The following is a 15046-nucleotide window of genomic DNA, read 5'->3' on the forward strand; positions in this document are numbered from 1 at the left end:
ACGACAAAGATGCAGAATTTTAGCGAATTAATTTGTTAATAAAAACAAAAAAGCACATCATATAGATGTGCTTTTCGAGGTGTCGAGCGGATTCCTTTGTTTTTATTTTAATTTACACTAAAATACACAAAACCCTTTAAAACATAGAAAAATAAATTTTTATCATATCTGTTTTTTATCATAAAACTTCATTTAACTCACAATTACTTTCCCCTTTTAATTCCCTTTAATTATATTTACCATTAAAAACAGCTAGTCATGTATTTCTACCTCAAAGAACCTAAACTTAACACTTCATTAATTTATTTAATTTTTTACGTTAGAGCAGATAAAAAAAATTAAATACTCTACTAAGCAAAAAATAGCATCAGAAAATTGGGATTTTGAAAATAGGTTTCCCAAATTAAAAAGAGGTAAACATGGAAAAGTTAATAAACAAATAAGTGATGTTCTTTTGCTATATAAATCTACCCTTGAAGAAACCATACGGAAATGATTAGACTACTGATTATATTGAACAATTCGATTCTATTAAAGAAGTCTTTACTTCCAAATTCTTATTTAAATCTTTGCGGTTTTTAACAGAGACTAGAAAAGGATATTTACCCATGCTTGGTGAGTTAGCTCACAACAAGAAACTTTTAAAGCTCCATACTTCTAAAATAGTAAGCTCTATTGAACATCTAACTTCTCTATCTAATGTGTCCGTCATTACCGCTTGGAAATATTACGGAGTTTCTAAAGACTGGTATTATAACGAGAAAAAAAAACTGACTTGTAATCTAAACCCGTTTCAAAAATGTTACAGATACCATCCGAATCAGTTAACGGTTAACGAGGTGATGGCTATTGAAAATTTGGTAACAGACCCTAATCACTTCGAAAAGTCTAAAACTACTTTGTATTATTATGCGCTAAATAAGAATCTAGTTACTTGTGGTAAATCTACTTTTTTTAAATATGCTTCAATTTTAGGATATAAAAAGCCAAAACGTTTCAAACAACAAATAAAAAAGGTTTTAGAGCTACCCGAATTTTTGAGTGGTTACATATGGATATTACAAATATTTCAACTGTTGAAGATGGAGTGTAAAAAGTAGCTTTTGTAAAAGATAACTTTTCAAAAGCCATTTTACATTATAGTTCTACTGATGGAAAAGCTGGGAGTAATTTTATTAAAAAACTTTTTCAAGAAACCTTCGATAAGTATCAACTATTGAATACTGTTAGTCCTATTAATATTTTATCAGATGGAAGAAATGAAAATAAAGGAGAATTACTTACTTGGGTTCAAAAGATACAAGCTCCTCCAATTGTTAACAAAATTACCGCTCAAACTAAAGAATTCCCTTTTTCTAATTCTATGTCTGAAAGCACTCATAGCATTTATAAAACTGAATTTAAGCGTGGAAAGTATTATTTAAACACACAAACACACCTTCAAGATTTAGAACGTTTTGTGAAGTATTATAATCATGAAAGATACCCCACAGAATTATACGGTTATACCACCATGGAAATTATACAAGGAAAAATTCCTGATAAAGATAGATTTAAAGAACAAATTTTAGAAGCTAGAAAAAATAGAATTATTACCAATCAACAATTTAACGATTGTAGTTCTGTTATGTCTTGTAAATCCTAAAACGACTGCTTATATCCCAAAGCCGAAAATTCTTATAACAAACAAAACGAATTTTCGTTAGATTCTAAAAACAAAAAAGGATATCCATTCTCTGAATATCCTTTTTATCTTCTGGTTTTTACAAAGTTTTATTTTACTGACTTTCCCCATGTTGGAACCCTTTTGTCGTGGCTTTAAATAGAGAATCCCCCATAATGATCTTTCCATCTAAGAAAGATATTAATTTTTAATATAACTGAAAGTGCTACAATCAAATTGCAGGGTTTAGGACCCAAAATTGAGACCAATAAATTTTATATAAAACGTCATTTAATGGCGTTTTTATTTTCTTAGTAAACTGAAATTCCCTCTCTTTTTTATAACATTACCTTTAGGGTCAATTAATTCTGCATAAAACCAATAATCGTTTGATGGTAAATTTTGACCGTTGTAAAAACCATTCCAGCCATTATCATTTAAACTCAAACTCTTAATTAGTTTTCCATATCGATCAAAAATCTGAACTACACCACTTTTATAAAAACTTTTTCCTATCCCTTTTATATGCCAAGTATCATTGGTTCCATCATTATTAGGAGTAAAAAACTTTGGGTAACTAATAATAGAAGTCTCAAAATATTGAATACCACAACCATTTATATCTTGTACAAGAATAGTATAAATTCCACCTTCTAAGTTATCAAAAAACGGTGTTTCTTGATAATCATAAAGAATATTAGAGTTAGCATCTAAAAGACTAAACTCATAAGTTCCTAAACCAATATTTTGAGTATTAATACGGATGCTATTGTTATCAGAATCGTCTATGATTTCCAAATTATCAATAGTAACATTCGCTATACTTGATTCTTTTACTTTTATATTTTTTATTTCAGATTCACATCCAAACTCAGAAGTTGCTTTCACAGAATAAATTCCTCCTTTAGATACATTTGCAATAATATCATTACTTATTATATCTCCATTTCCATCTTTCCACTCGTAAGAATAATTCCCTGTTGGGTTTTGGACAGTTATATCTAATGAAGAATTGTTTGTAATACATATAATGGCTTCTTCTTCTAACTCAAAATTAGGTTTTTCTCGTACAATAAATTCAACATTGGTTTCTTCGAAGCAGATAGCATAAAGCGGGTTTTCAATCCGAACAGTTATGGTTTGTGATGTAGTGTAAAATGGATTTGGCAACGGACTTGGTAACACTACTCCATTTTCATCAAAGTATTTTACAACCATTCCTGTTTGCGTTCCTAAAATAGTATTCTCTACTTCTGAAGTATCAAAAGCAACAATCCCATCCGTATCATCATCACATTGTTCTAATGGCGCTATTGGGTTTGCTATTGGCACATTATTTACTACAAAATTAATGGTAGTTTCTGCATAACATTGTCCGTTTGGATCTTGACTTGTGTTGCTGGTAATTCTTGCAGTAATAGTTTGACTTCCTGTTGAAAATGGATTTGGTAACGGACTTGGTAAAACTACTCCGTTTTCATCAGTATAACTAACTGTTACATTGGTTTGTGTTCCTATAAGTGTACTTTGTATAGTTGAAGTATCAAAAGCAAACACACCGTCTCTATCGTTATCACACTCTGGGTTTATGTTAACTGGATTTGCAACAGGTACTTTTTCAACATTTAGAGTAATATGATGTCCTAACCCCAAACAATCATTATCAACTGCGCTATCTACTCGAATATAAATATTCTGCAGATTTGGACTCGCAGTGTTTTGGTAGTTAGAGATATCAGCATCTGGTATTGGGTTTTGCTCTGCTAATGCTTCTGCTTCTGATTGATAATATTTAATAATCAATTGTTGACCCGCTGGAAAAATACTTTCAATTTCATTAGTTATTTGACTAAAATCAAAAGTAGCTATTCCATCTGAAGTATTTATTCCATCATCACACTCGTAAAACTCTCTAGTGTAGGTTAATGGTATTTGTGTAGTAGAAACAAATAAATTAATTTGACTAGTTCTATGGCAGCCATTTGCGTTTTCTATACGTGCCCAAACTGTATCTGTACTTACTATTTCATTTTCATAAGCTGTAAAATTTGTAATTGCTGCATTTCCACTTTCTGCTAATGATTGGGTTTCATGATAGGTAATTGTATAGCTTGATGAGTTTGTAATGAGTTCTTCGTTAACTTCTGTTAAATTGAAAAAACTAAAACCATCAATATCATTATCACATTGTCTTAAAGAAACTACAGGAACAACCGTTGGCAATTCAAACACTTCCAACATAAAAGAAGTGTCTCCAACACAAGTGCCGTTGTTTCTATTAGTAACTCTTACATAAATAGTTTGTGGATTGCTTGTGTTCTCAAAGTCTGTAACATCTGAAGTTGGAATTTGCATGGTATATGCCGCATCTGTAAAATAACTCACTACAAAATCAGTAGTCGATTGTCCATTTAAAATAGTTGTTTCTCTATCCTTTAAATTGAACTTAATTCTGCCATCTATATCTGTTCCTACTGAAGTATTATCGCAAAAAGAAAGATTTGGAATTGATGCACTTAATGCTGGAGCTGGAGATTCAAACACATTGATTTTAAAAGAAGTTATGGCTTCACAATCAGAGTTTTGTTTATTTATAACTCTAGCCACAATTGTTTGTTCTTGGTAAGAACTTATATTTTGATAACTTGAATAATCCGAAATTTTAGTATTATTCGTATAATCCGTCATACTAGCATAATAATCAACCTCAAATTCAGTAGTGCTTTGTCCATTTAGAATACTATTTGTTTGTGCAGTTAAATCAAAGTTGTAGAAACCATCATTATCATTGTCACAAACAATGATATCTGTAGGTTGCGATGCAGAAGGTGTTTTGTATATAATAACTTCAGTAGTTATAGTACTAGTTTCTGTACCCAAAGTTGCAGTAGTTGTAACTGTATAAGTACCAGGAGCAGTAAATACATGTGTTGGATTGCTGCCTGTAGAAGTATTGTTAACTCCTGATACTGGGTCTCCAAAATCCCAAATTACTGAATCTACGGTATTGTTTAATATAAACTCGGTAGTATCTTCAAAACAAGTATTGATGTAGGTTACATTACTTATACTAAAATAGGATTGAATAAAGGGAGGTAGACCTATTAATGATTTTTTTCCTTCCAAATAAACTCCATCAAATTCATAATTACATCCATTTCCTTTTATATCAGGATTATTAATCACCCCCAAGAAATCATAATCATAATGAGCAACATAAATTTTACCATCTGGTCCCAATTGTAATGCTTGATGAAGCTCTTTAATATCAGGTGTAAAATCAGGTAATATATGAGTCTTAGAATTTTCAATATCAACTTGATTAAAATTAGTTATATCAAATTGATAAATCCCATCTTCTGATTCACTTACATATAAAAGATTATTGTTTGGTGAAAACTCTACTCCATATACTCTTGAACTAGGATTTCCTGAAGTAAAGCTAGATATTTGAATTGGATTACTTATGATACCTGTTGAATTATCAAAATCAAAAATTTCTAATATTTCAGTTTGTCCATAAACTATTGCAAGTTTACTTCCATTTGGAGATAACTTAAGATAGCCTATGGCATCATATATAGAGATAGGAAAATATCCTATTGATGAAATAACTGGGTTTATATTAAGCCCTGAACTATTTATCAGGTAGCTTGTAAATTCATTCGTATTAAACTTATGCGCAACTACCCATATATCATTACCATTAGCATGCTTAACAGCTGTGATTTTTTCAGTAGAAGGAGTGTGCAATAATATGTTTTTATCTGAAGTTACATCTCCTAATCCTCCATTAAGGTTAATATCTACAATACTATATCGTAATCCATTCTCTTCACCCAAATCATCTACTGTAAAAACATAGAACAAACCATTATTATATGGATGGGGTACAATTATACCAGATTGTGTACTTGAAAAATCACCTAAAAGGCCTGAACCATTAGGCATTGGAATATGCTGTTTATTCCAAATAGTTATACCATTTGTATAAAATAATAGGTTTCCGTCAGAATCTGAAATAGATGCGCATCCTTCTGTGGTAAATAACTTTCCATCTACTAATGCAGTTGGGGATCCCGAATTGAATGTAATGCCAGCATTCGCACCAAAATACCAAAAATTTGCTTCTTTTTGTGAAAAAAGAGTGTGTGATAGTAAAAGTATTACTATAATTAATAGCTTTTTCATAGCTTGAATTCTATAGAAACAAATATAAGAAACTATACAAAATCACCACAATTACTTTAATATTTGGGTAATCTTTTACCTATTCGTTCAAACCCTTCGACTATGCTCTGTACAGATATAGAAGTAGTACTATCGTGGTTTAAAGTAGAGAGTGCATTGTATAGTTCATTTGCTCATAACTTCTAAAATACAAAAAAGCCCCAATTGTTACTATTGAGGCTTCTCGTGTAGCCATTACAAATGACTAATAATATGCTCGTTTCTTATTTAAATTCCTTTTAAAACTTGCGATTACGCTAACGCTAAATGTCAAGGTGCGGGGGTATATATACCCTTTAATATTAAATCTCTATCATTTAGTTCGTTATAAAAAACTCTTACCCTTTGTCCTTTATTAAATCTTGACGAATAAATTGTTTCATATTTATATTCAAAAACACCCTCTATAGTGTCATTCCCTTTTAAATATTTACATTTTACAAATACATGGTACAACCCCTCTCCGAAATGTTGCTTCCTTATCTCTGTAATTTCACCAAATCCCTTTGACTCCAAATAGTGTTTCTCTTTACATGAAAAAAAGCTTCCTAATATAAACAGTAGAACAAATAAATTATATTTCATTTTATCTAAAATTATTCTGGCCAATAACCTTCTCTTTGAGTAGAATATTGACTTTGAGAATTATAAAATCTGGCATGTGGACCTATTGTTGGATGATTTTTATACGCATTAATAGGAGCAATACTGTGCCCTCTAAAACTAACTGCTCCAGAACTAAAGCTCAAAACAGCCGCATTAAATAATAGAGGTTTAGCTAATCTAATATATTGATCACCTACCTTTAAAGTACCTAAAGTATGACCATATCTTAAATAATAAGATGTTTTCGATATTGGCTCCATAGGAAAATTACCATATTCATCACCATAGGCAGATACTTTTAACCTCCTAATAAGTTCAGTTTTTATGGGATTACTAGGACCATTTAAAATAGATATCGCAACCTTTAAATCTTGCTCTGTATAATGATACTCCTCACCAACTCTTGGAGTATGACCTCTAGTCCAGGTATTTGCATAAAATAAGTTTTTAATAGGATTGTTACTTATTTTTACTTCGCCCAAGTTCTCAAAATACAAATTATCAACATCTACTTTTAGGATATCATTAACTTTTAAATTCAATATACCATTTGTGGAAGTAATACCATTATTATTTAATATTCCCATAGAGGTCCCTAAATCAATTCCCAGAAAATCAGCCAGTGTATACGCGTTATCTCCTGGATCCGCAACTAAATCATCTCCTTCCCAATGCCACTCTGCTCCATCAGGATCAATACCATTCATAGGGTTATTCCCCATTCCTAAATAAGGACTCGCATATTGTCCTGCTGGATCGGTCGTCAACCACCTCCCAATACGAGCATCCCATAAACGTAATTGAAACGCTTCCTTACCAGTTTCAATATCTTTTTCTTGTCCTTGAAAAGCATACCTATAATCTCCAACGATATTCCTATTTGGCATTGGCATCCCAAAAGGATAGTAGTCGGTTTTGCTAATTGCTACAGCATTAGAACCTTGCTTTGCTATAACTGCTCGTACATTTCCTAAATGGTCTGTTAACTGATAAACGCTAGCACCTGTTGCTTTATTGTATACTCCTAACCTACTACCACCATAAATTGGTAACTCTTTTTGTACATCTCCTTCATATATTGCCAATACACTTCCTGTGGCATCTCGCACATAATTCGTAGTTTTATCTACTACTCCAGTAGATTTGTAACTTATCTTTTGTGCTCTAAATCCTTTATCATCATAAACAAACTTTACTAAAGGTACATCATTTTTTGTTACTTCTGTTACTAAACCACTTGTGTTATAAATATATCGAACAATATTATTTGGTTCAGTAGTAGTCACATATTCATGATCTTCAATTAACTGCCCAATGCTATTATACACATAATTGCCCGCTGCTTGAGTATCTATATCTTGTACCCCAGCATTACCCACTGCATCTATTACTCTATCTAACCTATTAGATTTTACGTTTTTATACTTATACTCTAACTCATCCATTCTATTGCTAGAACTTCCTATAGTTTTTTTATTTCTATGTAAACTTAAAATATTTCCGTTAGCATCATAAGTAATATTACTTACATCGTAATCTCCACTCTTATATTCTCCTGTATGTGCAAACTCATTGCTATTAAATTTTGCCGATTTTAACCAATTGTTTTTGTTATACGTATAAGAATACTGCAATGGATGTGAATTAGCGTCTGTAGTATTAACCTTAGAGTTCCATCGCATCGATTGTATGTTGCCATTAAACTGATCTTCAATCCCTGCAATTCTTTGGGTTTGAAACCTACTATCGCGTGTATAATCTCCTACGTGGTAATTTAATTGTAAACCAAATAAATCGGTATGATCGCCTCCTGGATCTTTCGTACTTGTTAATTCGGGGTGGTTAATACCTTTTAACTGCCCTGCAAGATTGTAAACATAATCTAACCCTTGAATGCCTCCTGCAAGTTCTGTTCGTTTTAAGGCTCCATTTTCATAGTATTCATAAATAGCGTGTGTTATAAAAGTACTTCCGTTTGTTGAAGTTTCTACTTTTATTAACGCCTGTGTGTCTGCATCGTAAGTATACTTATGAACGAAACGCTCAGAGAGAGTATTTTTTTGAAAGTCTACTTTAACAACTTGTCCTGTTACAGGATCATATTCATAATCAATAGTTTTGGCTGTAGATAATCCATTGCTCTTTTGTACAATCCATTTTACACGACCGTGCATATCATAACTGTAGAAACTTTCTGATATTTTTGTTCCTGTCTCATCCTTATTATAGGTATATGCTACATTTCCTGATAAAAAAGTAGGTTTTCTATAAACCGTACTCGCCAAACTGTTTAATCGAGATTGGCTTGTAGTGGACAAATAATCGTATTCCGTAAAATGTTGTTCTTTTTTAACTGAAGATGTAAAATTTAAAACATCAGCATCTAAACTCGTAAACACTCCTAAAGCAACCCCACTTTCTATAGGTCTTCCTAATTCATCATAATTTGTATAGGAAAATTCCCCAGAAGTTACTTGTTTTGAATTCTGTGAAAAACGTATTTGACCATCTTTACGGTATTTAAAACTCGCCTCTCCTTCATCTGGACTCTTTGTCCAAATTAACTGCCCTAAAGTGTTGTATTTAAACTCACTTTTTAAGCTATCATCATGAGTGACTGTTGGTTTTAATTCATTTAAACAACTATCAACAAAACCTAAGGGTTGCAAACTACTTGTTAATTGTCCTACTTCATTATAATAATTTAAACTATAATCATAGTAATTTATTTTATAGCGTATACCAACAGCATCCGACATTACTGGTTGAATTGTTTTTGCTGATTTATTAATATATGTAAGTTGATGACTTTTACTTAAAGTCTTAGTACCTACATATTCAACTCTATAAAAACCTGCTGGTAATACACTCGGTGTTGTGCTCAACAATTTTTCATTTTTTAAATCATACACCTTAAAATCACTAATTGAACCAATAAAACCAACACTTTGGCAACCTATAGGTATATGAATATCTACATACTTTTGTTCTCCTATTAACGATAATACTTCATACTGTTTGCTTCCTCCTGATCTTGCAGCCCCTAAGGTTTTACCATCAGCATTAGTAAAAACAACTGCTTCATTACCTTTAACATCTTGCACCACACTTTTTCCTGCTTTTAACCATGTAATATAGTTATTACTGTTGCTAGCAATGCTCTTTACTTTATTATTTTCACTAGAATACCAATCATTACAATTTTCCCATTCACCAGCTATTAAAATTGTATTTTCATCTTGATCAGAGTTTGCATCTCCATATGCAGCTCTATTTGTAACCTGTACTTTAAACAAGGTACTAGCATTTTCTTCCTTTACTATATAGATTTTTCCTACCTCTAAATACTTCTGAGCCCTAATGTTAAATTTATCTGTTTTATCTAAATAACTTAACCCTTCAGCTGGTAAACATGTTGTTGAATAGGATAAAACTCTAACTCCATAATAAGTTCTAGGATAAGTACTTTGATCGGGAAGTTCTCTAGAATCAGTATACTCTTTTATTATTTCTGGTGCAGCTGAAAAAATATTATATCCATATACATAATACATTTCTTGTGCCGCTGGCATTGAAAAACTATACCCTTGTTTCCATCCGTCTGCTTCTGTTATATTTCCATCGCCATTTGTGTCGTGTTTGTTACCTCCTACAACTTGTTTAACAGCCCCTGGATTTAACGTACTGTACAAGATACGTGAATAAGGACGGTTTGTTTGGTCTTGAAATACCTCAGAGGTATTAGAATTACTATAATACCAGCCTAGTGAGTTTGTTTGAGAGCCTATCGTTGGTGAATTCTCAGGTGAAACTCCATTAAAGTCCGAACCTATGTAAGTACTACCATCAGGTTTTTTAATAAAATCAGATTTAAATATTAGCGTTCGGCTTGGATATGCTGGACTGCTCATAGTTTGAACTGAAGGACGACCTTGAGCGTCATATAAAACTTGACTACCCCAAACTTTTCTTGTCTTAATATCTAAACTTAATGTTTGTTCCAACTTTCCTAAATCATCATAATAAGCTTTAGATTCTCCTACTACTTTTTTATTAATTAAATAGCTTTTCTCGTATACGGAATTTCTCGCTTCTGTTGCAAAACCTCCTACCGGACAACCTGAATCTGCACTAAAACCTACATTAAGCGGGCATTTGTCATCTGCATTATCTACATATCCTCTTGCCTCACAAACTATAGTGAATGAACTGTTATTTGCATAATGAGGTTCATTAGGGTCTCCTAAACCATCTCCATCTTGGTCTTTATATAACAAAATACGCCCTATACTAGGGTTGTTGTCATCACAATCTCCTTCTAGTAGTGACCATCCAGATTTTACATTACCTGGTGAACAAAAAACTTGACCTGTTCCCGTTCCTAATCCGTCACCATCTATATCAACATACCATGTTAGCGATTTTACTAATTCATTTGAATCGTCACAGTCTTGATTATTTAATGACCAACCTTCTACGTTATTAGATAAAAAAACAACGCTTGAAAACTAGCTAAAGGAACTGTTTTATGAGTCATTTTTGATTTTAAAATAGAAAACATTATAAAAGAAAAAATTAGAGATAATGAAAAAACAACTAAAAAAGATATTGTAGGTAAACTTACACCTAATGTTATAAAAAGCAACAAATCTCCCAAACCAAATGACTCAAAAAAGGATTTATTTAACTTGTGTTTTGAATACAAATAAATCAATGAAATTAATGTAGATATAAGTAAGAAATTTACTAAAATTTTATAAATAAAAAGCTCTAACAATGTGCTTTTAAAAAACAAACACCCTCCTAAAACCATACTTAACAATAAAGTAATTAAAAATACTTGTCTTTCTTTTAGGTCTTGATAGAAGATTACTAGCAATAGTATAAAAAAAATAAAAATCACCTCTTTTGATATCAAAGATAAATTAATTTTCTATTCTCATTAACCTTTTTTCTTTCCCTTTTTAATTCCCCTAAAAACAAACAACCACCCATAAACAAGGTTTAATGGGTGGTTTTTGAGGTGTCGAGCGGATTCGAACCGCTGTAGATGGTGTTGCAGACCACTGCCTAGCCACTCGGCCACGACACCTTATATTAATAAGGACTGCAAATTTACAGCTTTTATCTTTTTTTGCAAGCTTTTTTTACTTTTTACGCACTTCTGATAAAACAATTGCTACCTCAGCAACATTTCCTCCAATCGGCGGATTAATTTTTGCTACGCTAACCTCCGCTTCATCAACTAATTGTATCTCTCTAAAGATTCTTTCTATAATTCTCCTAGCAACATGCTCCAATAATTTAGAACGAATTGCCATTTCTTCTTTTACAATTTGATTCAAATGCACATAATCTACCGTATCAACCAACTCATCGGTTTGTGCTGATTTTTGTAAATCGGCTTTTACTTTGATATCTACTCTATATTCCGAACCTATTCTTGCTTCTTCATCTAAACATCCGTGATTTGTAAATAATCGGATGTTGTTTACACGTATTATTCCCATGTCGCAAAAATAGTAATGTTTCTTTATTTAAGTCGTGTAAATTTTATTTCAAAAAAAAGAGGAAAACAAAATTATTTTCCTCTTTTATAATTTCTTTTTTTAAAGAATTTCGAATGTTTGAGTCAATTCACCTATAGTTACTTTATATTTTCCTTTAGGTAAATAATAATTGTCATTCTTTGCTTTTTTAATTTCAGCCTCTTTATGTTTTTTCATGTATTTCTTTCTTCCTTTTTCTGAAAAAGAAACATCATATACAACCTCGTTAAATCCTTTTGTTGCATTCATTTTTATAGTGTTTACCAAGATATCATCTAAAGAATACACTTCTAACACAAGCTCTTTATCAGAATTTACATAAAATGGAATGGTAACACTTGGTGTATAAGGCTCTAACCACTTACTCCAAGAGCTTCCCCAAGAATTTCTTTTTTTAACATTCTTTATACTAAAAATAGCTTCTTTACTGTCAAACTCTTGTAACGAAGTAACATCTGCTTTGTATAAACTACGTCCGTGTGTTCCTACTAATAAATGTTTTGCTTTTGGTTGAATTACTAAATCGTGAACTGCTACATTTGGTAAACCATTACTAAAAGCTTCCCATCTTTCACCTTGATTGAAAGAAACATACAATCCGTTATCGGTTCCTAGGTATAAAATATTTTCTTTTTCTGGATCTTCCTTAATCACATTTACCGCAGAAGTTGGAATATTACTACTAATATCTTTCCATGTTTTACCATAATCATCAGAAACGTACACATACGGAGTAAAATCGTCAAAACGATACCCATTTAACGTAACATATACACGCTCTTTCTTATACTTTGAAGCTATTACACGACTTACCCATAAGTTTTGCGGAAAAGAATTAGAAATTTTCTCCCAACTTCCTCCTCCGTTTTTAGTCACTTGTACCAATCCATCATCAGATCCTACATAGATTAAACCAAATTGAAACGGACTTTCAGAAATGGTAGTTAATGTTCCGTAAGCTACATTGCCTTCTTTTTCTCCTTTGGTTAAATCTCCTGAGATTTCTTCCCAATCATCACCTTTATTTAGTGAACGGTGTAACTTATTCCCTCCTAAATACAAGATATCTTGATTGTGTTTTGACAACAAAATAGGTGTTTGCCAGTTGAATCGATATGCTGGCTTATCTTTTTTTGGTTTTGGCTGAATGTAGGTTTGTTTTCCCGTAGCTCTATCAATTCGATAATAGTTTCCAAATTGATACCCCGTATATACAATATTAGGGTTTCTATCATCAACAGCAACCTGCATACCATCACCTCCCATTAAACTTTCATAAGGATTCTTTCCTGTTTGATGCCAGCTTTTGTCAATTTTTGCATTATGATTTCCTACCCAAACTCCGTTGTCTTGTAATCCACCATATACCTTGTACACTTCTTGATTATCCGCATATACGGTATAAAATTGACCAACTGCTGGTTGATTTAATTTAATCCAGCTTTCTCCATCATCGTATGAAATATTTAATCCTCCATCATTACCATCAATTAGGTGTCCTTGTTTTTTAGGATTTACCCATAATGCTTGATGATCGGCATGTACATTTTCTTTACTAATAGATGTAAATGTTTTTCCTCCGTCTTTCGATTTTAAAATTGGAACTCCCAATACATAAATTCCATTTTGGTCTTGTGGATCAACACGAATTTCCCCAAAATAGTAACCATACGAATAGTACAAATCATCTAAATATCCTTCGTGTGTTTTTTTCCATGTTTTTCCTCCATCAGTAGTTTTAAAAACCTCCGCTCCTATTACTGGAGTATCAAATAATGCAGCATTAGCGTCTTTTAAGTAACCAACCAAATCACTAGGTCTCATTTCTCCTGGACTTGAGCGAATGATTTGTTTAATGTTTTCTGCACGATATTTCTCTTGAAGACCATTCATTTTAATATATGAATTCAATTTTTTGTCTTTCATATTTAAAAGTTCATCTGCCGAAATTGAAGCAAGTTCTTCTTTTGTCAAAGCTCCTGAACCTTTAGCTTGCTTCGTAGAATCTTTCTTTCTTCGGAATTGACTATCGTGAAAAGCATACACTGTGTTTTCATCATAAACCGCTAAACCAATTCTTCCTACTCCATCTCCGTTAGGAAAACCATTGTTCTCAGAAATTTTAGTCCATGTATTTCCTGCGTCTGTTGATTTATAAATTGCTGAATTTTTTCCGTCTCCATCAAAATTCCATGCTTTACGCTCACGTTCCCATGCAGCAGCATATAAAATATTAAAGTTATTTGGCACAGGCTGAATATCGATAATTCCTGTGTTTTCATCAATAAACAAGGTTTTTGTCCATGTTTTACCTCCATCAGAAGTTTTAAAAACCCCTCTTTCATTGTTTGATGAGTATAAATGACCAATAGAACCAACAATTACCTCATCTGGGTTGTTTGGATTGATTAAAATACGACCTATATGGTGAGAATCAAGTAGTCCTACATTTGTCCATGTTCTACCTTTGTCGGTAGATTTTAAAATCCCGATTCCTGCATACGACGAACGAGAAGAGTTATTTTCTCCCGTACCTACCCAAATTGTCCCATTTTTCCAATCTACAGCAATATCACCTACATTTTGTGTTGGTGAGTTGTCTAGAATTGGAGTAAAAGTCGTTCCGTTATTATTGGTATGCCATACTCCTCCAGAGGCATATCCTACATAAAATTCTGTTGGATCTTTTGGGTTTACATCAATATCTACCACACGTCCACTCATTACTGTAGGTCCAATACTTTTAAATGAAATGTTTTTTACCGTGGAATTTTTTGTTAACGCTTCTTTTTGCTGTAAAGCCTCTTGTATTTTTTCTGCTGAAGTAGGTTGTTGAGCAACTACTGTAAATGGCAACAAAGCAATACAAACTTTTGCTAAGTTTTTCATGATCATTTGGTTTAGTAAGTTGGTGAAAATACTGTAAGTAAAAACTATTTCAAAAAAATTAACAGAATTTTGGGGTATTTTCCCAAAGTAATACACCCACAAAAAATTA

The 15046-nt window shown here is 32.2% G+C and carries 6 protein-coding genes and 1 tRNA gene; 2 read left to right on the forward strand and 5 right to left on the reverse strand.

What is annotated here, in order from left to right; genetic code table 11:
- The first annotated feature begins 569 nt into the window (after positions 1–569).
- Positions 570–1100 (forward strand): hypothetical protein, encoded by a 531-nt coding sequence (locus tag N534_RS0105615; protein WP_156025556.1) that lies wholly within the window; start codon positions 570–572, stop codon positions 1098–1100.
- A 116-nt stretch (positions 1101–1216) separates the two neighbouring features.
- Positions 1217–1645, forward strand: coding sequence for a hypothetical protein (locus N534_RS0105620; protein ID WP_028891549.1), 429 nt, complete (start codon positions 1217–1219; stop codon positions 1643–1645).
- 321 nt (positions 1646–1966) lie between these two features.
- Here N534_RS0105620 and N534_RS0105625 read toward each other — a convergent pair whose 3' ends face one another.
- The 5 genes from N534_RS0105625 to N534_RS0105655 form a co-directional block, all read right to left on the reverse strand.
- Entirely contained in the window at positions 1967–5854 is a 3888-nt protein-coding gene (locus tag N534_RS0105625) for a T9SS type B sorting domain-containing protein (RefSeq protein WP_028891550.1), read from the reverse strand.
- Between the two features lie 635 nt (positions 5855–6489).
- A complete protein-coding gene (locus N534_RS0105635) occupies positions 6490–10776 on the reverse strand; it encodes an RHS repeat domain-containing protein (RefSeq protein ID WP_028891552.1) in 4287 nt (1428 codons plus the stop codon).
- A gap of 744 nt (positions 10777–11520) precedes the next feature.
- Positions 11521–11591 (reverse strand) — tRNA-Cys (locus N534_RS0105645).
- Between the two features lie 55 nt (positions 11592–11646).
- Positions 11647–12009: a dihydroneopterin aldolase gene (gene folB / locus N534_RS0105650; protein ID WP_028891554.1), complete on the reverse strand. Its 363-nt coding sequence runs from the start codon at positions 12007–12009 to the stop codon at positions 11647–11649.
- 99 nt (positions 12010–12108) lie between these two features.
- The gene (locus N534_RS0105655; protein ID WP_051435851.1) at positions 12109–14937 is read right to left on the reverse strand and encodes a glycosyl hydrolase; all 2829 of its coding nucleotides are present in this window, start codon (positions 14935–14937) and stop codon (positions 12109–12111) included.
- Positions 14938–15046 lie beyond the last annotated feature (109 nt).

Source organism: Tenacibaculum sp. 47A_GOM-205m (assembly GCF_000518405.1).
Classification (GTDB): domain Bacteria; phylum Bacteroidota; class Bacteroidia; order Flavobacteriales; family Flavobacteriaceae; genus Polaribacter; species Polaribacter lutimaris.

Bases quoted from the DNA above. Each gene is read 5' to 3' on its own strand.
- N534_RS0105625 (WP_028891550.1), bottom strand. From the start codon at position 5,854: ATGAAAAAGCTATTAATTATAGTAATACTTTTACTATCACACACTCTT.
- folB (WP_028891554.1), bottom strand. From the start codon at position 12,009: ATGGGAATAATACGTGTAAACAACATCCGATTATTTACAAATCACGGA.
- N534_RS0105655 (WP_051435851.1), bottom strand. From the start codon at position 14,937: ATGAAAAACTTAGCAAAAGTTTGTATTGCTTTGTTGCCATTTACAGTA.